Here is a 20,872-nt window from a genome sequence, read left to right as displayed (position 1 = left end):
GTGCTGTTCAATCGTCGAATTGGGCGCGTGAGAAACCTCTGCCCAATATTTCGGAGGCATTCAGGAAGATGACGAAAGAAGACGGTTCCTCCTCTTGGACAATTTTCTTGAAATAGATCGCTTCCGACTGCTCGACGACACAGAGGATGATCGTCTTCTCAGCATTCGAATAGCCGCCGAGCGACTTCACTTTCGTCAGACCCCGGTTCAGTTCGTCACGGATCAGCTTCTGTACGGTCTCCTCCTGCTCGGTGATGATCAGGATCAGTTTGGTCGGTGACGTCTGCAGCTGGACGAAATCGATCACTTTGCTCGTCACGTAGATCGCCATGAGTGCGTACAGTGCAAGCTCCAGATCGAATACGAATGCCGAGATGATGACAACGACACCATCGACGATGAGCTGCGCAAATCCGCTTGAGAAGTTCGTATACCGTTTCAGGATCTGGGCGATCAGGGCAGTTCCGCCTGTCGACCCGTTGCCGCGGTAGACAATCCCGAGTCCGATACCGAGCATGATACCGCCATAGATCGAACTGAGCAGCGGATTGTGGATCGGCGTCTCGATCCCCGTCGTCAGGAAGATGAAGAACGGGACGGCGATCGTGCCGACGATTGTCCGCCAGCTGAAATCCTTGCCGACCAGCACAAGACCGAGAATGAGCAGCGGCAGGTTGATGAGCCACTGGACGTACGCCGGATTGAACCCGTACATTTCATACACGATCGTGCTGATCCCCGAAACACCGCCGGCCGCGATCCTCGCAGGGAGCAGGAATATGGTGAAGGCCAGCCCGACAAACGCAGAACCGGCAATGATTTGAATGTAGTCGAACAGCGATGATTTCTTGAATTCCGTAAATGTCATGGTATTCCTCCATTCCTGCTAACTGTACTATTCTATCAAATTTAGCAGGTGACGTGACGAACAACTTGCCGTCAAAGATGAAGTCATCCAATTCGGAACAGTTCAGCTTCTATTCCATTCGACAAAAACTTCCCTAATTTTTTGCATTCCGGTTTTTCAATATGTATGATTATAGAAGAATTGTAGTGCAATTGAAGGGGGCCATGGAATGAAGAATTTAGGCATACTTAGAAAAGTGGATCACCTTGGAAGAATCGTGCTTCCGAAAGAACTGAGGACCAGTCTGCATATCCCGATCGGACAGCCGCTTGAATTCTTCACAGAGGACGACCAGCTGATTCTGCGGAGCTACAGGATCCGGGAAGCATGCGCGGTCACAGGTGAGATCGCTGATGACAACTTCCGGCTTTCCAACGGCATGTACGTCAGTCCAAAAGGCGCACAGCTCCTGCTCGGCGAGCTAAATGACAAATTCTAAAAAAGCTGCCGCCCGGAAGTTGACTCTTCCGGGCAGCAGCCGTCATACGGATTTTCGCCCCGGGTTGTCCAGGAACGCAGTAATCTCCTCTTTTGTCTTGCGGTCTTTGCTGACGAACCTGCCTGCTTCCCTGCCTTCGCTGTAGACGACGAAACTCGGAATTCCGAAGATATCGAGCTCAGCACATAGATCGATGAACTGATCACGATCCACATACACAAATTCATATTCGGGATAATCCGCTTCGATCCCCGGCAGCAATGGGTCGATTACACGGCAGTCCGGACACCAGTCTGCGGAAAACAGGAACACGGTCCGCTCTCCTTGCTTACGTTCTTCAAATTGCTCAACAGATACTAATTTCTCCATGACAGTCTCCTCCTTTTCGAGTTCCAGTATAGCATCGGCTCATGTCCTGGTCAGCTGACCGGCTTCAGTATGTACGGCATAACACAAAAAGACAGCAAGTCCGGCAGTCCGGATTGTCTGTCTTTTTGCATGTCCCTGCATTATTCCGTATGTTCCGTCTTCAGCAGTGGCGGCGGGATGACCCAGCCTTTTTCCTTGTTCATCTTGAGCAGTTTCGCACCGTACATGATTTTGTCCTGCAGGAACTTTGCAAACATGGCTGCGATATCCTCCCGCAGACACTGCCCCATCACCTGGCTGCATGAGACCAATGCCTGGCCGACGTTGATGGAGATGGCAGCGCTGATTTCCGGATCCACGAATCTGGCGCCTGCAGGGATGTCATCCGGGTTGCAGACCGGACGTTCGGGAAGGGTCGGCGGCGGCATGATGCCGTTCTCCTTCAGGACGTCTTCCAGTTTGGAATCCTGCTCCTTCATCATCTCGATCGCTTCTTTGATGAGCTTTTTCAGGTCCTCGTCCCCTGCATGGTTGAGAAATGCCTGATAAGAGCTGATCAGACCTTTGTTCGCACCGACATATGCCCAGCAGCCGATCACTTCACCGTAATGCATCGGTTCGTCTTTCGGATTTCCGCTTAAAATGCCCATGGGTCTCTCCTCTTTTCATTTGTAGTCACTTTCAGACGTAGTATCCGCAGAACGCGACAGACAATCCAAGGAAAAAGGTACCAATCAGTTCGCACGTATGTATACTTTGCGTTCTGTCTGCTACACTGACTGCAAAGGAGGACGTCTAATGGCACATTATTTCGCAGCAATCCCAATCCCTTTTGACCTGATCGCTGGGACCATCCGTGAATTGAACAGCCGTTACGATTTTCCGTCCCATTACAAAGTGATTCCCCATCGGAACGATTATCACATTACACTCATTTTTTTCGGTGCTCTTACGGACGATGAGAAACACAGTGCAGAAAACGCCCTGAGGACAGCGGCTGCCGAGACACCGCCATTCACAATCAGGATCGACGGCCTGTCGTTCTTCGGCAATCCGTCCGGCCCCCGTGTTGTCACCCTTTCCACAGAGCAGAATCAGCAGCTGACGAGTCTTTATGAGTCGGCCGGGTCCCGGCTTGACGGGATGCTTGCAAAACCTCTGCGCCATCCTTACGTACCGCACGTGACGATTGCAAAAAAGACGATCGACAAGCGGCCGCTGCCTGTGGAGAAGGAACAGTTCACTCCTCTCGCCCATCATGTAACAAGTATTACTTTGTTCCGGATCGAGCCATCACAGTCGCCGAAGTATGTACCGGTATCCGTCTATCCGCTGCAGGGCATGCAGCCGGTATCGATTCGCCCCGGCGGACCATACTAACGGGGACACCAAGAAGAAAGGATGCGGTCGGAATGGGACGGGACGAACATACAACCAGCGGGAAGAATTCAGCTTCCCTGCCGCAGACACCTAAGAAACAGAAACTTTCAGCCAGCCGGATGCGGGAGGAAATGGCGCGGGAGATCGCACAGCTCGCCGCTCCGAGGAATGATCGGAAGAAGAAGTGATGAAAAACGGACTTCCAGGAACCCGGCCGGTCCCTGGAAGTCCGTTTCGTTTTACTGCCTGCTAAGCCGATTTTGCTGCATCATTTCCGTTCCTTGTGGTATCGGACCATCCATGTACCGCCCTCTTCATGGATGGCAGTGCCGATCCAGCCTGCCCCCAGGATCTCCTGCTGTGCCTGCGTATCCTCCATCGGCAGATCGACCGGGTCGTCATCAGCCAATTCGAGTTCGCCAGCCAAGTATTTCAGCATGACATAACGGGTCAAGTTTCCGTATTTCACGGTCAGCGATGCGATGTGCATGCCGAGTGCCAGCTTGTCCTTAAGGCTCGCGATGTTGAAAGGAGAGACGGTCGTACATAGATAATTGAACCGATCCGTATCCACTGTATCGAGAACTATCCGGCCGAGCTGGAGCTGGATTCCATTTCCCTGATAGTCCGGTGACACATTCGTTATTTCCGAGTACAGGACGGACTGCCATTCATCTGATGGAATACCGGCGTCCCTTCCGAGGTGCTCCGGGTCTTCCCCCGGATCGAGCAATGCCCGGAACGCTATCAGGCGGGCCCCGGCTCGGACGCCTGCAATTATTCCGTTCCCTTCCAGGATGCAGATGAATTCCTCATCCGTCAGCGGCTGGAGAAATGCTTTTTCCGCCAGGCCGCCAATGACTTCTTCCTGCAGCCGCTTGATGTCAGGCAGGTCATTGATCGTCAGCAGTTCAACAGGAAGCCGGGTGCCGTCCTTCAGTTTGACTGTCTTCATAAGGCAGTCACTTTGTCCTTGAAGACGGTCAGCTCCGCCAAGACAGCCTCATCGACATCGACACCGAGTCCCGGCTTGCTGCTCAGGCAGATGAACGGCACGTCGTAGTGCAGATCACCAACATCCTTGCTGAACTTCAAAGGACCTGTCAGCTCCACGCTCGTAATCGCCTTCTGCGAGAACGCGACGTGGAAACCCGCTGCCGAGCCGATCGATGACTCGACCATCGAGCCGATCTGGCAGTCGATGCCAGCCATGTCCGCCATATGGGCCAGTTTCATGGCCGGATACATACCGCCGCATTTCATGAGTTTGATATTGACTTTGTCAGCCGCACGCTTCGCGATGATGTCCCGCATCTCTTTCATGCCGCGGAGGCTTTCATCTGCCATAAGTGGGGTTGCGCTCTTCTGCTTCACCTCCGCTAGGCCATCGATATCGTCCGCTTTCACTGGCTGTTCAAGCCAGTCCAGATGACAGTCCTCCAGCTGTTTCAAGGCCTGCAGGGTCACCGCGCTGTTCTGCCAGCCCTGGTTCACGTCGACACGGATGGCGATGTCGTCACCGACCCGTTTCCGGACGGCTTGGATTCTCCTGACATCCTCCCGTGCTTCGGTCCCGACTTTCATCTTGAATGACCGGTAGCCCGCTTCGATCCGCCCGGCAGCCTCTGCCGCCATAGCATCCGGTTCACCGATACTGAGCACATGGGTGATCGGGAAACGATCATGATACCGCCCGCCGAGCAGCTGGTAAGCAGGGACCCCAAGCGCCTTGCCAACAGCATCCATGCAGGCGATGTCGATCGCTGCCTTGGCGGTCGGCACCCCGTATATCGCTTTGTCCATGACGTCATGCAGACGCTCGAACTCTCCAGGGTACAGTCCGAGGACGGCAGGAGCCAGTGTGTGCTTCAGTACTGCATAGGTGCCTTCCCAGCTTTCACCCGTCACGTGGTCATCCGCCACAGCCTCCCCATAGCCTGTTATTCCTGTATCCGTCGTCAGTTTGACGATGATGGACGGCATATCTTCGTACGTCGCATAGCTGATGACAAACGGATCATGCAGCGGCAGACGGATTGCTGAAATTTCCACTTCTTGAATTTTCATAAAGTTTTCTCCCTTTCCATTGGCAAGCGCTTATATGTAGTGTATCATTGTCGTTAAATAGTCGCTAATTATAAAGGTGGAAAATTCATTGAAAACAAAAATTGCCATTATTGGTTCGGAGTCTTTTTGCAGACGGGCGGAGGAGTTCACCGAACATCGACCTGATATTTCACTGGAGCTGTATCCCTATGAGGTGCCGGAACAATCGCCCGGGCTTCTGAAGAAACTGCGGCCGTGTGACGCGATCCTCTTTTCGGGATCACTCCCCTATATGGCAGCCGAAGGGGCGTTGAAAACGATTCCCGTGCCTGCCGTCTACATGAAACAGGACGAGACGGAAATCGCGGCGACACTTCTGTCGATTGCACTGCATCGGAGGATTCCGCTTTCCGGGCTGTCCATCGATGTCCGCGACAAGACGGTCCTCGAAAACGTCCTGACAGCCAGCGCCCCTTCTGAGGTTTGGCCGGCTGTGCACGTGCTGGATGAAAAATACAGGCTGGAAGACATCGTCGCGTTCCATGCAGACGCTCTGAAGTCGGGCTGTGCCCGCCTTGCCGTGACAAGTGTCCACGCCGCCTATGACCGTCTCGTGTCGTCCGGTCTTCCTGCGGTCAAGATGATCAATGTCAAAAGCTCATTTCTGAAAGCCGTCGATGCGTTATGCCAGGAAGCCCTCTATCAAAAAAGCGAAACGACGAAAGCGGCTGTCGGCATCCTTCAGGCCGACAGCCGCCTGACAGACAGCGGGGATATTGTGAACCGGCTGGCCCGGCTGCTGCATGCCCATCATTTCGATAATGGGGACGGCGCACTTCTATACACGACACAAGGCGCCATCCGCGCGGCCGTCCAGCTGCCGGAGTTCCAGCAGACGGCCCGCAGTGCGGAAGGGATGCTTGCGTTCGGAATCGGCCACACGCTGACGGCTGCAAAAGAAAACGCCGAAAGCGCACTGGGGTACATGAAGGTCGAGCATCCGGACGGTCTCTATCTGCTGGATGATAAGAAAAACCTGCGTAATCTGTACAAGATAGGCGGAGACGCCATCGAACTCCGCGTCACCGGGACGGCGCTCACCGAGATTGCAGAACAGACGGCTTTAAGCCCTGCGGTATTATCGAAGCTCACCTCGTTCGGTCAAAACCAGAACACCCTGCAGTTCACGGCCAACGACCTGGCTGACTATCTCGGTGTTTCAAGGCGGACAGCCGAGCGGACCATCAAAAAACTATTGCCTTTCGAGTATATCCGGACGATCGGCGAGGAGATGACCTATCGGCAGGGACGGCCGCGGGCGGTATACGAACTGAACTTTCCGGTCTATTAAAAAGAAACCTGCCCGAAGTCACCGGCTGACTGGTGACATCGGGCAGGTATTTCACTGTGTTCAGGAGTGCGCCGGCATCTGATCCTCTTCCATTTCGGGATTCTCAAGCAGCTTCGCATCCTGCTCCTCCATTTTCCGCCGCTCGGTGTCTGACATTTTGACGATCGAGAATCCAGTCAGCGCATAGATGATGGACAAGATCGGCACGACGAAGTTGATGATCGCATACGGACCGTATTCCGTCACCCCGACACCAAGCGTCCCGAGGATGAACACCCCGCACGTATTCCATGGGATGAAGACCGACGTGAGCGTTCCGCCGTCTTCCAAAGCGCGGGACAGGTTTTTCGAACTCAGCCCTTTGTCTTTATACGCACGGCTGAACATGCGTGACGGAACGACGATGGAAATATACTGTTCTGCACACGTCGTATTCGTCATGATGCAGGCGCCGATCGTCGAGATGATAAGGGAAGCCGTCGACTTCACGACTTTCATCAGCTGATCCATGATGGCTTTCAGCATACCTGAATACTCGAGGATACCGCCGAATGTCATGGCGACGATCGTCATCGAGACGGTGTACATCATGGAGTCGAGTCCGCCGCCGTCGAACAGGTTGTCGACAAGTTCGTTACCGGTATTGATTGAAAAACCTTCCTGCAGTGCCGTCAGGGCGTCTGTCGCCGTTCCGCCCTGGATGAAGATCTGGCTGAGGAAGCCCATGAGGATCCCGACGATGAGTGCAGGGACAGCCGGCACTTTCATGGCGACCATCATAATGACGGCCAGCGGGACAAGCAGCAGCCATGGGGAGATCAGGAAGCTCTCCTGCATGACTTTCGAAGTCTGTGCGATCTGGCCGAGTTCCAGATGGGCGTCCGCAAAGCGCCGGCCGAGGAACGTGAAGACGCCGAACGCAATCAGCAGTGCCGGCACTGTCGTATACAGCATGTGCTTGATATGATCGAAAAGATCGGTTCCTGTCAATCCGGAAGCCAGGTTGGTCGTGTCTGAAAGCGGTGACATTTTATCACCGAAATAAGCACCTGAGATGACTGCCCCGGCAACCATGCCGGCAGGAATCCCCATGCTGAGCCCGATTCCCATTCCGGCAACACCGATGGTCGCCATTGTCGACCAGGAGCTGCCGATTGCAAGGGAGACGATCGAGCAGATGATCATGATGGCGACGAGGAACCATGCGGGTGTTATCAATTTCAATCCGTAGAAGATCATAGTCGCGACAATTCCGCCGCCCATCCAGGCACCGATCGTCAAACCGACAAGCATGATGATGACAACAGCCGGAAGCGCCAGACGGATCCCTTTGTACATCATTTCCTCTATCTCTTTCCACGTGAATCCGTATTTCCAGGCTACCAATGACGCAACAGACGTACCGAGGATCAGCGGCATATGCGGGCCCTGCCCCAGCCAGACGACGGTTACGAGCATGACGAGGATCATGATGACCAGCGGCAGCAGTGCCATCCAGAAATTGATTTCGCGTTTTTCACGAGTTATGTTTTTCTCCATACAGCTCCACCCCATTCGATTTATCAGACTAGAAACAACTGTCGCTAATTAGTCGTTATTGGAATAGTAAACGCGTTTTTTTCCGCTGTCAATAGTTTTTCTGTAAACGGTTTCAGTGATATACTTATCGTATACACGAAAACCGGCTGTTTTTTCGGACTTTCCCGCAAATGTCCGCACGTTGGCCGGATCCGTACCCCGAAGGTGGCTTCTCAAAATGAAGAAAGAACATAAGAAAGAATCGTTCCGGCATCTCATCCTGCGGTATCTGTACATAGCCGTCGGCGCGACGCTTGCGGCGGTCGCACTTGAATTGTTCCTCATCCCGAATTCCGTCATCGACGGCGGCATCATCGGTATTTCGCTGATCGTGAATTACCTGTCCAATATCCCGTTCGGCATTCTGATCCTCGTGTTCAACCTGCCGTTCGTCTTTTTCGGCTACAAGCATATCGGCAAGAACTTTTTCATTTCGTCTACGTTCGCCATCGTCTTCCTCGCCGTCATCGAATTCCCTCTGAAAGCGGTCGGTCCGTTCGTTACCGACCCTCTGCTGGCAACAGCGTTCGGCGGGATCATACTCGGCGCCGGGGTCGGCATTGTCATCCGGAACGGCGGTGCCCTGGATGGTACGGAGATTCTCGGGATCCTGCTGACACGGAAGATCCCTTATTCCGTCGGTGAATTCGTGATGTTCCTCAACATCTTCATCTTCGGATGGGCGGCATTCGTCCTCGGTCCGGAGAAAGCGATGTACTCGATCCTGACGTACTATATCGCTTCCAAGGCGATTGACGCCGTTATCCAGGGGTTCGATGAAACGAAAGCGGCCATCATCGTGTCGGACGAATTCGAGGAGATGGCGGCAGCGATCGGTCAGCGTCTCGGCCGGTCCGTCACGAAGCTCCACGGCAAGGGCGGATACAGCGATGATGAGAAAGATGTCATCTATGTCGTCGTGACCCGCCTTGAACTGACCAAGCTTAAGCAGATCGTCCATGATATCGACCCGTCCGCCTTTACGACAATCATGGACACACAGGAGACCCATGGCTCTCGCTTCAAATCCCCGATCCACTGAGAGCTACCCAGCGAGACGCCCTGGCGTCTCGCTTTTTTGTTTAAATCCACTCCGGCAGATGCATTCTTAGAGGAAATGCACTCTGAAGCGGAGGGATTGTTTGGACAACGACGTTACAGAGCGGAAGACGCTGATGACCGGCCGCTGGCAGCTCGGTCTCCTGCTCTGTCTGTGCACTGCGGATGCTCTTGCTACGGATACAGGCATCCGGCTCGGCCTGATCGCGGAGAGCAATCCCCTTATGGCGCTGCTGTACGAGGACAGCCGCCTTTCGTTCTATCTGGTGAAACTGGCTGGGCCGATTCTGCTGATGGCCCTGTGGTCTCCCTGCAGCCAGTCTCCTGCGGTCCGACGGTTGCTCGCGGCCGCCATCATCCTCTATTGCTCCGTCCTTCTTCTGCATGCGTGCTGGATTGCGCTCTCCCTCATCTTCCTGGCCTGATCGGTTCGTACCGGACGTCTCCGGATGTTATACTGGCAGAAGAAGATTCAGCAGATTGCGAGGGTGTATCATGAAACAGACAATTGGAATACTGGCGCACGTGGATGCCGGAAAGACGACGTTCTCCGAGCAGCTCCTATTCAATACGAACCATCTGCGGAAACGGGGCCGCGTCGATCACCGGGATGCATTCCTCGATAACCATTCCATCGAGAGGGACCGGGGAATCACGGTGTTCGCCGAGCAGGCGGAACTGGCATACAACGGCCGTGCATTCACACTGATCGATACGCCGGGACACGCCGATTTCTCCCCTGAGATGGAACGGGCCCTTCACGTCATGGACGCCGCCATCCTCCTGATCAGCGGAGCGGACGGCGTGCAGGGGCATACGGAGCGCGTTTGGGAACTGCTGCGCGCCCGCAATATACCGACGTTCCTGTTCCTGAATAAAATGGACAGGGAAACGGCGGACGCCACTGCCCTTTTCGGCGAGATGGCAAGTCTACTATCAGACAACATCTTCGATCTCAGCCATCTCAATCCAGACGGTACGATGTCCGATGAGCTTGCCGAGTGGCTCGCTGAGCGTGATGATGAGCTGCTGGAACAGTATCTGGACTCCGGGTATGATGCCGCACTCTGGCACCGTTCCCTGCTCTCCGCCATCCGGGAAGGCCGTGTGTTTCCGTGCGGACAGGGCTCTGCGCTGCACAATAGCGGCATCGATGAATTTTTCGCTGCCTTCTCGGAGCTAACGGAACAGGACGAACAGCCCGCTTTGCGGTCGGCCCCTTTTGCAGCAACTGTTTACAAAATCCGTCATGACTCAGACGGCAGGCGGATGACGTTCCTGAAAGTCCATGCCGGAGTGCTGGACGTGCGCGATGAACTAGCTGTCTCTGGCGGCGAGCCGGCAAAAGTGACACAGCTCCGCCTGTTTAATGGCAGCCAGTTCGTCACAACTGCCGAAGCATATCCCGGTGACCTGGTTGCTGTTCTCGGTCTTTCCAAGCCCGCGGCAGGCGATGTCATCGGTGCGGTCATTCCGCCCAAACAGGACGGGTCGTCCGTCCCTGCCCTGAAGGCGGCCGTCCGCCATGAACCGTCTGTCCCGGGCAAAGAAGTATGGCGGCTATTCCGTATGCTCGACGCTGAGGATCCGACACTCCATGCGAGCTGGAATGAGCACAGCCAGGAGGTCGAAATCCGGGTGATGGGTGTCATCCAGCTCGAAGTGCTGCAATATGTCGTGCTGGAACGGTTCGGTATTTCCGTGACGTTCGGGGAGCCTGCGATCCTCTATAAGGAGACGATCGCTGCGCCGGTCACCGGATACGGTCATTTCGAACCTTTAAAACATTACGCCGAGGTCCATATACTGCTGGTACCCGCCGAGCGTGACAGCGGTATCCGCTTCGAGTCCGTCTGCCATACGGATCACCTGTCCCCCGGCCATCAGCGGGTCATCGAGAAACACTTGTCCGAGCGGGACCATCACGGCCTGCTGACAGGATCGCCGCTGACCGACGTCACTGTCACTCTGCTGACAGGCCGTGCGCACAATGAACATACATCCGGGGGCGATTTCCGGGAAGCCCTGTTCCGTGCGCTGCGTCAGGGCCTGGAACAGGCAGAGAATGTGCTGCTGGAACCTTATTATTCATTCAAAATCAAGGCTTCCGCCGAGCTGACCGGCCGCGTGCTGACAGATATCCAGGCGGCCCATGGCTCCTTCTCACCGCCAGAGTCTGACGGACAGACCATGACGGTAACAGGACGCGTCCCCGTTGCAACATTCCTTAATTACGGGTCAGAATTCGCCTCGTATACAGGCGGCAAAGGACTGCTCACCCTGACCTTCGGCGGCTACGGCCCCTGCCATAATCCCGGGGAAGTGATCAGCCGGATCGGCTATGACAAGGATGCAGATCCTGCCTATAGTTCCTCTTCCGTGTTCTGTGCGAAAGGCAAAGGGTATACAGTCGGCTGGGAAGATGCAAAAGAGGCGATGCACTGCGAAGTTACCGAGAAATGAGGGAGGACGATGAAGCGAGTTGCCGTGACAGGCTACAAACCGCATGAATTAGGGATTTTCGATGCCAAGCACCCCGGCATCGGCATCATCAAGACAGCGATCGGCGAGCGGCTCAGGACCCTCGCTGAAAACGGATTGGAATGGGTGATGATCAGCGGGCAGCCTGGTGTCGAGACGTGGGCCGGACAAGCGGCAGATGAACTGCGGGACCAGTTCCCGGACTTGCAGCTCGCGCTGATCACCCCGTTCCTTGAGCAGGAGAAGAACTGGAATGAGGCGAAAAAGGAAGAGTATGAGGAACTGCAGATGATGGCGGACTTCCAGGTCAGCCTGACCAAGCGTCCATACGAGGCGCCCTGGCAGTTCATCGAACGGGACAAGTTCCTGCTGCGGAAGACGGACGGCCTGCTCATCGTCTACGACGAGGAAAACGAGGGCTCCCCGAAGTTCATGAAACGGATGGCGGAACAGTTCGCGGATACCCATCCGTATGAAATCCTGACCATCACCGCCGATGATCTGCAGCTGATCGCCGAAGACATGCAGCGGGAGCAGCAGGATGCATCCACCGACTATTGACACACAAAAACACGGCATGCCTCCCGTCCATTCCGGGAAGCATGCCGTGCTTTTGTGTTACAGGATCGATGTCGTCATGAGGATCATCGTCATGAAGAAGAGGGTCATGTAATTGACCGAGTACAGAAACATCCAGTGCGCCCACTTGTAATCGTCTTTCATGATGAACCCCGCAAGAGACAGGCTGAGGAAACCAATATTCATGATCGTGACGAATACGATGAATCCCATGCCGAATGCGGCCAGGAAGAATGGCAGCGGCAGCAGACAGGCTGCATAGACGACCGACTGGCGCTTTGTCATCGGTATCCCTTTGACGACCGGCAGCATCGCGACACCCGCCGCACGGTATTCATCCGCTTTTTTGATGGCGATTGCAAATGTATGAGGCATCTGCCAGATGAACAGGACAATCGCGAGGACGATCGGCACCATATGATACGATGGCCCGACTGCCGCCCAGCCGATCAGTGGCGTCACAGCTCCGGAAACGCTGCCGATGACCGTATTCAGTGTATATTTCCGTTTCGACCACATCGTATACAGCACGACATAGGTGAACCAGCCGATGAATCCATAAATGGCGGCTGCCGGCGAAGCGGCATACAGCAGCAGGATACCGGCAACCGACAGGATGATGCCGATTTTCAGAATCGTCTCCATCGGGATATTACCGGTGACTGTCGGACGTTTCTGCGTCCGGGCCATCACCCGGTCAAGGTCCACTTCGTACCAGTTGTTAAGAGTCAGAGCACCTGCCATCAGAGCCGTGCTGCCCGCCATTGTCAGGAAGAACAGCGAGATATATTCGGCAAACGTCCCGCCGTAGAAATAGATCGCGAGCCAGAACCCCGCAAAGACAGGCAGGACATTCGCAATCAGCACAGGGCCTTTAAAGAGATATTTCAGGTCACTGGCAAGCGTGTCAGACACATGCCGTCCCTTTTCGAGCGTCCGCTCCATTGGTTTTTGCATAAGTTCGCATCCTTTGAAGAATGATAAGAAAGTTAAAAAGTCCGTTCCTTCATTCTACTATATCATTTTTCGCCTGGGAACAGAAAGGGGTGAAATGAAAAACCTGTGACAGTTTTCCCGTAACGCTCCAAGCTTTGGCCGGTTTTCTTTGTTTTACACATAACCGTAAGGGAATATGAGGGGTAACCGAAAGGAGACGATTCAATTGACTGCGCACGTTCCCGAAACAGCACGTACGAATTGGAAAAAGCTTGCTGCAGATGTCATGGTACCGGTCCTTGGTGGATCCCTCGCTGGCTGGCTGGCGAACCGGAACACACAGGATCGCTACAACAAGCTGGAAAAGCCGTCGTTCAGTCCGGCACCTTCGGTATTTCCTATCGCCTGGACAGCACTGTATGGGCTGATGGGATATGCAAAATACCGTGCAGACCGGCAGACCCCGCCCGCCATGAAAGCAAAAGTGCTCACCCCCTACGAACTGCAGCTCGGTCTGAACTATATCTGGTCGTTCCTGTTCTTCAAATGGAATCTGCGGGGCACCGCTCTGATCGAGATGACAGTCCTGCTGGCAATGATTTCACTGACGGCCTACGAGTTCCAAAAAGTCGACTCCGCGGCCGGCAAGCTGCTCCTTCCCTATATCGGCTGGGTATCGTTTGCCTGGACACTGAATTATTCGATCTGGAAACTTAACCGGAACTGACCTTTGCGTAGCAGACTGCTTTTTTGGGTATAGCAACAAAAAACAAGTCAGCAATCATCATTCTACAGCAAGGGGTTATGCATATGAAATGGCGCGGACGGAGAGAAAGCACGAATGTGGAAGATCGCAGAGGCAGTCGCGGAGGCCTCGCCATCGGAGGCGGACTCGGAACGGTTGTCATCCTCCTTGTCGTCATGTTTCTTGGCGGAGATCCGTCCGAGCTGCTCGGGGTGCTCTCGGACAGCGGAACGGCTCCGTCAGGGCAATACCAGGAGACCGATCAGGAACACGACCGGGCGGATTTCGTGAAAGTCGTACTCGCCGACACCGAAGATGTCTGGTCGGAAGTGTTCGCCGAAGAAGGCATGACGTACCGCAACCCGACGCTTGTCATGTATACAGGAAGCGTCCAGTCGGCATGCGGCACTGCAAGTTCCGCCGTAGGTCCGTTCTATTGCCCGGGCGACGAAAAGCTGTATATCGACCTGAGTTTCTACGATGAATTGAAAAACCAGTTCCAGGCACCCGGCGATTTTGCCATGGCCTACGTCATCGCACACGAAGTCGGGCATCACGTCCAGAAACAGCTCGGCACCAGCGATAAGATGAACGTACTCCGCAACCGGCTTTCCAAGGAGGAGTACAACAAATACAGCGTCCGGCTGGAGCTGCAGGCCGATTATTTCGCGGGCGTCTGGGCAAACCGGGCAAATGGAATGGACCTTCTTGAAAAAGGGGATATCCAGGAGGCGCTCCGTGCAGCAAGCGCCGTCGGAGATGATACGATCCAGCGCCGCTCGCAAGGGTATGCCGTCCCTGAAAGCTTTACACACGGGACATCCAAACAGCGGCAGGACTGGTTCGAAAAAGGGTACGACAACGGCACGATCGAAGGCGGCAATACGTTTGCCGGGCTGAATTTCTGACAAAAAAGCGTTCCGGCAGGCCAATCGGCTGCCGGAACGTTTTTTCATGCGCACGGATCATCTCCCTGGAGCAACGATCGGTGCATATTCGTTTGTAATCCCGTCGATTTGATCGCATATGATACGAGCACCGGCCATGGAATAACAGGTGCCGTTCCCTTCGTAGCCGAGCAGGAAGTATGTGTTCTCCTCTTTCGCTGAACGGCCGAGGAATGGAAGACCGTCCTTTGAGACACCGAATAAGGAATTCCAGGCATCCGCTATTTTCACATCCGCTAAGGAAAACATGGAGGCGACTTCATCGAGGATCTCCTGCCCTTTGCGCCGTATCAGTTCCTGATCTTCATGCAGACGGTCCGACTCCTCGTCGAGTCCGCCGGCTATGATACGCCTGTCTGCCGTTGTCCGGAAGTATAAATAGGGTTTCTTCGTCTCCCACACCATGACCTGATCGGGCCAGAGCGGTCCGGCCAACGGCTCGGTGGCAATGGCGAATGTCTGGTTGATCTGCGCCTTGTCCCTGATTTCCGGATACAGATCGGTGTACCCCGTCGCAATGACCAGGGACTTATACCGTATTGTATGGCCGCTCTCAGTTCTCACACAACTGCCCGTGCGGGAATTCACATCAACAGGTGTGTTCTCATAGTACTGCACGCCGGCCGCTGCATTGAAGTCAGTGAGTGCACGGATGAACCGGTACGGGTTCACTTCGGCATCATGCCATGTATGCAGTGCGGCCGGCTTATCGATCCCGTACTCGGCCAGCAGTGCCTGCCGGCTCAGGAAATCGGCCGGAAACTCGTATTTTTTCAAGTAGCTGTATTCACGTTTCAATTTTTCGGCATCCTCTTCGCGTGACGCATAGTAGATGCTGTCCCGCAGGCGGTATTCCACTGCATCCGGCAGCTCCCCTGCCAGCTCCGTCAGTTCATCCATCGCTTCCAGGCACATGCGGTAGAACAGGACAGCATCCCTTTCCCCGATCGAATCAACGAATTCGGACAGCATCGTATCGCTCGAATACTGAAGCAGACCGGTGTTGGCAGAGCTGCTTCCCATACCTGCCCTTCCGCTGTCCATGACAGCCACCTGCTTGCCGGCACGCGCCAAAACAGAAGCGGCAAGGGTGCCCGACATGCCCGCTCCGATCACGAGCACCTCCGTTTCCAGGTCTTGCTGCAGTGCCGGGAAGGCTTCCTCCCCGTTTTGTGTCCGGTCCCAGTATGTCTGTCCTGTTGTCAGCTTCATCGTAATCTCCCTTTCTCTCCATCTCGGATGCTTGTCTCATTCCCTGATTGGGAGAGTCCGCAAACCTTACAGAGCAGGGCACGTTCATATTTTCTTGCGGATCCTCAAGGAAAGCTGTTCAACCGCAATCGCAGCGAGCGTTCCGGTGATCAGGCCATTGGACAGCACGGAAGCGAGCACAGCCGGAAGGCCGGAAAAACTTGCAGAAGGGATGAACATGATTCCGACACCGGTCATCAGTCCGATGGCCGCTGTTTTGCGTGCACGGTATTTGTCAGGGTCTTCATCCAGCTCGGAAAACGCCATCGACACCATGTTGGTGAAGATCGCAAAGGTCACCGCATAAGCAACGGGTGCAGGCAGTGCGGCGAAAACGGACATCACAGCGGGAAACAGTGTCATGATCACGATCAGCACGCCTCCGATTATGAACGGAATGATGGATGCCATCCCGGTCGCCGCCACGAACCCGGCAGCTCCCGAAATCGGAACAGGACCGATTGCGGAGAAAGCCCCCGCCAGCAGGTGGTTGACACCGGATACAAAGGAACTCTGACGGATCCGGTCTTCGCCGGTCTGGCCGTACTTCTGCTTCAGCAGCGTCTCCATCACCCGGACAGATGCCAGCAGATTCGCAATCAGCAGCAGGGTGATGAACAGCGCGGTGACCGCCACTCCCCCATCCCAGACAGGAGGCCCGAAGACGAAGAGCCGCGGCAGTTCGATCCAGCTGCCCGGCGCATGCCTGACTGCCGGTGCCAATCCGAGAATCGCGAAGACGGCCCAGCCGATCAGGATGGAGAACAGGACCGCATATCTTGAAAGCCAACCGCGACTGCTCTTCATGGCTGTGAACGTGACCAGCAGAACGATGAAACTTCCCGCTGCAGTCCGGATGCTGAGCAGATCCCCCGCCGATTCCGTACCCGTCATCCCTTTCAGGAACGTGCCGCTCAGCTGAAGGATGAGCAGCATCAGGTAAGTGAACGTGATGGCCGGTGTGAACAGCGCTTTCATCTTCGAGATGACACCAGCTGCGGCGAGCAGCAGGAACAGCACACCGCTGTACAGCATGCCGCTCTGCAGTGCCTGCAGCGCTTCGCCTGATGTATTGTAGAAGACGCCGACCATTCCGGCGTAAACGACGAAAATACCCCACCATAAACCGGCTGGCCCCTCATTAATCGGCAATTTATGGCCGAAAAATGCCTGCAGCAGTCCGGCGATGCCGAGAACAAAAATTGTCCGCTGCAGGAACAATGCCGTGCCGCCAGGATCCATGCCGAACACATGAGCGATAGCAATCGGCGCGGCGATGGATGAGGCCATCAGGAAGACGGCCCATTGTATTCCGCCCGCAAGCTGTTTCATAAGTTGCCCTCCCTTTCAGCACAATACGATATAATTTCGTTCTACAGTATAGCATGATGGACTGGCAGTCATCGCAATTGTTTGCGGCCCCTCGCTTGAATCGGCCGGACATCGGGTAGAGAATGGATAGAGAGAACAAGGAAAGCAGGTGTCTGTACGTGGGAAACCAATTTGAAGAAATGCGGCAGAGGCTGCATCATATCGGCAATCTTTCGAATTATATCGAAGACCTTTTCACGAAACTGCCCGGAAATCTGATCTCCGAGAAACAGCGGAAAAAAATGATGAAAATTATGATGGATGATGAAGATCTTCAGAATCTCCTGGACGGACTGAAAAACCCCCGTCCGCCGAAATTCGTGCTCGTCGGCAGGACGGGCGTCGGCAAGAGCAGTCTAATCAATGCGATCAGCGGCCGCTATCTTGCGGAAGTGAGTGACGTCGAGATCGGAACGAAAGAGGCGAAGCGGTTTGCATACGAAGCGGACGGCCATACGTATTTCGAAGTGATCGACACACGCGGCATCGGGGAGTCGGAGACGTTCGATACGAATGCCGAAGACGCTTTGAAAAACGTCATCCAGTCGTTTGAACCGGATGCTGTGCTGTTCCTGCAGAAAGCGGCGGAGCGTGCGCATATCGATAAGGACATTCAAATCACAAAACGGCTCATGAAGAAAGCGGCGGAAGGCCTTCCGCTGATCGGTGTGATCACGCAGGTGGACGAACTGAATCCGTCCCGCATCAAGGAACCTGACAGCTACCCGCCGGAGAAGATCCGGCTGATCGCCGAAAAGACAGAACAGCTGAAGAGGATTTTCGCACAGGAAGGGATGGAACCGGCAGCCATCCTGCCTGTATCTTCCTACCTCGAATGGACGGAGCAGGACGGCGGCAGCCCGAATATCGCCTTTGACGGAAGATATGGCATCGAGGAACTGATCGATTTTTTGGAAGACAGCCTGGATATCCGGGCAGCCATCCACTTGAGCCTGTCAATCCGCCTGAACACAATTACTGAACGGATCGCTCTCCGTTTCACGAAAGTGTTCTCTGCACTCGCAGGTACTGTAGCCCTCAGCCCGCTGATCGCGACGGACATCGCTGTGCTGCTTGCGCTGCAGTCCATCCTGCTGATGATCATCGCGTTCTTGTCAGGCCGTGAGCTCGACTTCAAGACCGCCCGCGAAGTGATCGTCTCGCTAGGAGGCATCGGGGCAACCGGCTTCACACTGCGGATGATCGCACAGCAGGGCAGCAAATTTGCGAACCTCATCGTGCCAGGCGCCGGCTCAGCCATCAGTGCAAGCATCGCGAGCGGCGGCACCTATGCGATCGGGAAAGCGGCGATGGCCTATTTCCTGCGCGGCGCAGATGAAAGCGAACTCAAAGAGATTGTCAAGCAGGCGCAAAAGGAATTCGAAACAAACGAATGAAAAAAACTGTCCTGCAGGCCCGATTTCAAAGGCGCAGGACAGTTTTTTCAGTTGAAGTCGATTGTTTGCGGCGGCTCGCCTTTTTTGTTCATCAGACGGATCTCATCGGGAATCACTTTCAAGATGACCAAGTCCGGGTCATCCGGACCTTCGAACCATGGCTTCATATGATCGTTCCAGACTTTCTCACGCAGTCCTTTATCGTCCGAGATCGTGACGGTCCCTGCGATTTCAAGATACGCATCGCCATATCCTTCGTCTTGGTAGCCGAGCAGGATATGCGTATTCGGATTGCTCTCCAGTTCGTCCACTTTCTCAGTTTTTTTCGATGTCGCTGTGTACATCGTAAAGTTTTCGGAGAAGAATGTCATATACCGGCTGAATGGCTTTCCTGCCTGTACGGTCGCCATCGTGCCGACATGACTGTTCTCCAGGATTTTCTGCGCAGTTTCTTTTGTATTCATGGTACCCTCTCCTTTTCGATCAGCTACTCCCAGTATTCCTTCTATAGGAGTTCACTAAACCTGGAAAGGCTTCCCCAGCGTCACACTGCCTTATTGCGGCCCGGTGTCGCCAAAACAATCACCCAGCCGATCAGCGCACCGGCAATCGCCGGGATCAGCCAGCCGATCTGCTGCTCATGAAGCGGAAGATGTCCGAGAACATCCAAAGCCGGTTCGATGACGATACCGCCGCCAGCCAGCCCGTCGAAAATGCTGACCAGGGCAGTTCCCGTTAATGCGAGTGCATAGACGACCGGCCGTCTGCCGAATGCTCTGTCGACGAACGACAGCAGCATCAGAACGATTGCAAGCGGATAGATCATCAGCAGAACCGGCAGTGACAGCGAGATGAGCTGTGTCAGTCCGACATTCGCGACAAGCGCACTGAATACGGAAAACAGGACGACAAACGACTTATATGGCAATGATGGAAATGCTTTAGAGAAGAACTGCGCACACGCCGATACGAGACCGACCGATGTTGTGAGACAGGCGAACAGGATCGTGACCGCCAGGATGATCGGCCCGAGTGATCCGTAAAGCAGTTCAGATGCCAGGGAGAGGATGATCCCCCCGTTTTCCTGGGCACCGAGCACTTCCATACTGGAAGCGCCGATAAAGCCGAGCGATATGTATACGAAACTCAGACCTGCGGCTGCGACGCCGCCTGCGATGATCATGGATTTCAGCAGACCTTTCGATGTCGTCACACCTTCCGCATGGATTGCCACAGTTATTACACTTCCGAAGATGAGCGCCGCGATGACATCCATCGTCAAATACCCTTCCACGAAACTTTTAAAGAACGGATGGGCACCGAACACTTCATCCGGAGACATGATCGTTCCAACAGGCGTCAGAAAGCTTTTGATGGCGAGCAGCGCGATGACGGCGAACAGGACAGGCGTGAGGAACTTACCGATCCGATCGACGAGTTTGGCCGGATTCAGCGCCAGCCCGATCGTGATAGCGAAAAACACGATACTGAACAGGACGAGCGGCCATTGTGCGCTTGCAAGTGTTTCCGGGAGGAAGGGTGCCATGCCGATTTCATAGGAAACCGTAGCCGTCCGTGGAATTCCGAAGAACGGACCGATCGCCAAATAGACAATTGTCGTGAAAATGATGCCGAATACCGGATGGACCCGGTCTGCAATCGACCTCAGATCTCCGCCGGCATGTGCGATCGCGATGACCGCCAGCAGCGGCAGGCCGACTCCGGTAATCAGGAAACCGAACATCGCAATGGCGAGGTCCGTCCCTGCCAGTTGTCCGAGTTTTGGCGGGAAAATGATATTCCCTGCTCCCAGGAACAGTGCAAAGAGCATGAAACCGATGATGAAATTCTTTTTAATTGTCAATGCTTGTACAACTCCTCATAGTACATGGAAATAAACGGATTAAACAAACTTTTCTCATTGTAGAGCGTAACAAACATTCAGCAAATTAGAAAGGATTATTATCTGAAAAGCTGGTACAGCAAAGAATGGAGGTCAATTGTTTGTTATGGAATACTATTTCCCATACAATGAC

The 20,872-nt window shown here is 54.5% G+C and carries 22 protein-coding genes; 11 read left to right on the top strand and 11 right to left on the bottom strand.

What is annotated here, in order from left to right:
• Window positions 1-7 precede the first annotated feature (7 nt).
• Window positions 8-868, bottom strand: a complete 861-nt coding sequence (locus BN1190_RS06055) for a YitT family protein (RefSeq protein ID WP_040286101.1) — start codon at window positions 866-868, stop codon at window positions 8-10.
• 208 nt (window positions 869-1,076) lie between these two features.
• On the opposite strand from BN1190_RS06055, the gene BN1190_RS06050 reads away from it, so the two are divergent.
• The gene (locus BN1190_RS06050; RefSeq protein WP_040286100.1) at window positions 1,077-1,346 is read left to right on the top strand and encodes an AbrB/MazE/SpoVT family DNA-binding domain-containing protein; all 270 of its coding nucleotides are present in this window, start codon (window positions 1,077-1,079) and stop codon (window positions 1,344-1,346) included.
• A 42-nt stretch (window positions 1,347-1,388) separates the two neighbouring features.
• On the opposite strand, the gene BN1190_RS06045 is transcribed toward BN1190_RS06050, so the two are convergent.
• On the bottom strand, window positions 1,389-1,715 hold the full coding sequence (locus BN1190_RS06045) for a thioredoxin family protein (protein ID WP_040286099.1): 327 nt from the start codon (window positions 1,713-1,715) through the stop codon (window positions 1,389-1,391).
• A gap of 140 nt (window positions 1,716-1,855) precedes the next feature.
• The gene (locus BN1190_RS06040) at window positions 1,856-2,365 is read right to left on the bottom strand and encodes a DUF3231 family protein (RefSeq protein WP_040286098.1); all 510 of its coding nucleotides are present in this window, start codon (window positions 2,363-2,365) and stop codon (window positions 1,856-1,858) included.
• 148 nt (window positions 2,366-2,513) lie between these two features.
• Here BN1190_RS06040 and thpR point away from each other — a divergent pair, with 148 nt between their 5' ends.
• Window positions 2,514-3,095 carry an RNA 2',3'-cyclic phosphodiesterase gene (gene thpR / locus BN1190_RS06035; RefSeq protein ID WP_052461724.1) on the top strand — a complete coding sequence of 194 codons (582 nt, stop codon included), beginning with the start codon at window positions 2,514-2,516 and terminating at the stop codon, window positions 3,093-3,095.
• Window positions 3,096-3,127: 32 nt separating this feature from the next.
• On the top strand, window positions 3,128-3,283 hold the full coding sequence (locus tag BN1190_RS15015; RefSeq protein ID WP_179860759.1) for a hypothetical protein: 156 nt from the start codon (window positions 3,128-3,130) through the stop codon (window positions 3,281-3,283).
• An 80-nt stretch (window positions 3,284-3,363) separates the two neighbouring features.
• Here BN1190_RS15015 and BN1190_RS06030 read toward each other — a convergent pair whose 3' ends face one another.
• Entirely contained in the window at window positions 3,364-4,050 is a 687-nt protein-coding gene (locus BN1190_RS06030) for a hypothetical protein (RefSeq protein WP_052461723.1), read from the bottom strand.
• Window positions 4,047-5,162, bottom strand: a complete 1,116-nt coding sequence (locus tag BN1190_RS06025; protein ID WP_040286097.1) for a mandelate racemase/muconate lactonizing enzyme family protein — start codon at window positions 5,160-5,162, stop codon at window positions 4,047-4,049. Before BN1190_RS06025 ends, BN1190_RS06030 begins: the two co-directional genes overlap by 4 nt.
• Window positions 5,163-5,250: 88 nt before the next feature.
• On the opposite strand from BN1190_RS06025, the gene BN1190_RS06020 reads away from it, so the two are divergent.
• On the top strand, window positions 5,251-6,492 hold the full coding sequence (locus BN1190_RS06020) for an HTH domain-containing protein (protein ID WP_040286096.1): 1,242 nt from the start codon (window positions 5,251-5,253) through the stop codon (window positions 6,490-6,492).
• Between the two features lie 60 nt (window positions 6,493-6,552).
• Here BN1190_RS06020 and nhaC read toward each other — a convergent pair whose 3' ends face one another.
• On the bottom strand, window positions 6,553-8,031 hold the full coding sequence (gene nhaC / locus BN1190_RS06015; protein ID WP_040286095.1) for a Na+/H+ antiporter NhaC: 1,479 nt from the start codon (window positions 8,029-8,031) through the stop codon (window positions 6,553-6,555).
• A 217-nt stretch (window positions 8,032-8,248) separates the two neighbouring features.
• On the opposite strand from nhaC, the gene BN1190_RS06010 reads away from it, so the two are divergent.
• The 4 genes from BN1190_RS06010 to BN1190_RS05995 all read left to right on the top strand — a co-directional run bounded on the left by BN1190_RS06010 (window position 8,249) and on the right by BN1190_RS05995 (window position 12,171).
• On the top strand, window positions 8,249-9,112 hold the full coding sequence (locus BN1190_RS06010; RefSeq protein ID WP_040286094.1) for a YitT family protein: 864 nt from the start codon (window positions 8,249-8,251) through the stop codon (window positions 9,110-9,112).
• 100 nt (window positions 9,113-9,212) lie between these two features.
• Entirely contained in the window at window positions 9,213-9,554 is a 342-nt protein-coding gene (locus BN1190_RS06005; RefSeq protein ID WP_040286093.1) for a DUF5658 family protein, read from the top strand.
• A 70-nt stretch (window positions 9,555-9,624) separates the two neighbouring features.
• Window positions 9,625-11,592, top strand: a complete 1,968-nt coding sequence (locus BN1190_RS06000) for an elongation factor G (RefSeq protein WP_040286092.1) — start codon at window positions 9,625-9,627, stop codon at window positions 11,590-11,592.
• Between the two features lie 9 nt (window positions 11,593-11,601).
• Entirely contained in the window at window positions 11,602-12,171 is a 570-nt protein-coding gene (locus BN1190_RS05995) for an SLOG family protein (RefSeq protein WP_040286091.1), read from the top strand.
• A gap of 57 nt (window positions 12,172-12,228) precedes the next feature.
• On the opposite strand, the gene cyoE is transcribed toward BN1190_RS05995, so the two are convergent.
• Entirely contained in the window at window positions 12,229-13,146 is a 918-nt protein-coding gene (gene cyoE / locus BN1190_RS05990) for a heme o synthase (protein ID WP_040286090.1), read from the bottom strand.
• A gap of 205 nt (window positions 13,147-13,351) precedes the next feature.
• On the opposite strand from cyoE, the gene BN1190_RS05985 reads away from it, so the two are divergent.
• Both BN1190_RS05985 and ypfJ read left to right on the top strand, forming a co-directional pair.
• Window positions 13,352-13,852: a TspO/MBR family protein gene (locus BN1190_RS05985; RefSeq protein WP_040286089.1), complete on the top strand. Its 501-nt coding sequence runs from the start codon at window positions 13,352-13,354 to the stop codon at window positions 13,850-13,852.
• Window positions 13,853-13,935: 83 nt separating this feature from the next.
• Window positions 13,936-14,778 carry a KPN_02809 family neutral zinc metallopeptidase gene (gene ypfJ, locus BN1190_RS05980; RefSeq protein WP_040286088.1) on the top strand — a complete coding sequence of 281 codons (843 nt, stop codon included), beginning with the start codon at window positions 13,936-13,938 and terminating at the stop codon, window positions 14,776-14,778.
• 57 nt (window positions 14,779-14,835) lie between these two features.
• Here the strand turns inward: ypfJ and BN1190_RS05975 are convergent, their stop codons facing one another.
• Together BN1190_RS05975 and BN1190_RS05970 are read right to left on the bottom strand one after the other, a co-directional pair.
• Window positions 14,836-16,029 (bottom strand): NAD(P)/FAD-dependent oxidoreductase, encoded by a 1,194-nt coding sequence (locus BN1190_RS05975; RefSeq protein WP_040286087.1) that lies wholly within the window; start codon window positions 16,027-16,029, stop codon window positions 14,836-14,838.
• Window positions 16,030-16,113: 84 nt separating this feature from the next.
• A complete protein-coding gene (locus BN1190_RS05970) occupies window positions 16,114-17,400 on the bottom strand; it encodes a purine/pyrimidine permease (protein ID WP_040286086.1) in 1,287 nt (428 codons plus the stop codon).
• A gap of 158 nt (window positions 17,401-17,558) precedes the next feature.
• On the opposite strand from BN1190_RS05970, the gene BN1190_RS05965 reads away from it, so the two are divergent.
• Window positions 17,559-18,836 carry a GTPase family protein gene (locus tag BN1190_RS05965; RefSeq protein WP_040286085.1) on the top strand — a complete coding sequence of 426 codons (1,278 nt, stop codon included), beginning with the start codon at window positions 17,559-17,561 and terminating at the stop codon, window positions 18,834-18,836.
• Between the two features lie 47 nt (window positions 18,837-18,883).
• Here BN1190_RS05965 and BN1190_RS05960 read toward each other — a convergent pair whose 3' ends face one another.
• Together BN1190_RS05960 and brnQ are read right to left on the bottom strand one after the other, a co-directional pair.
• Window positions 18,884-19,300 carry a pyridoxamine 5'-phosphate oxidase family protein gene (locus tag BN1190_RS05960; protein ID WP_040286084.1) on the bottom strand — a complete coding sequence of 139 codons (417 nt, stop codon included), beginning with the start codon at window positions 19,298-19,300 and terminating at the stop codon, window positions 18,884-18,886.
• An 80-nt stretch (window positions 19,301-19,380) separates the two neighbouring features.
• Window positions 19,381-20,700, bottom strand: coding sequence for a branched-chain amino acid transport system II carrier protein (gene brnQ / locus BN1190_RS05955; RefSeq protein WP_040286083.1), 1,320 nt, complete (start codon window positions 20,698-20,700; stop codon window positions 19,381-19,383).
• Window positions 20,701-20,872 lie beyond the last annotated feature (172 nt).

It is taken from the genome of Sporosarcina koreensis (genome assembly GCF_000826145.2).
GTDB lineage: Bacteria > Bacillota > Bacilli > Bacillales_A > Planococcaceae > Sporosarcina > Sporosarcina trichiuri.
The sequence above is the reverse complement of the archived record's forward strand: the minus strand, read 5'-3'. Positions and strand labels throughout refer to the sequence as shown.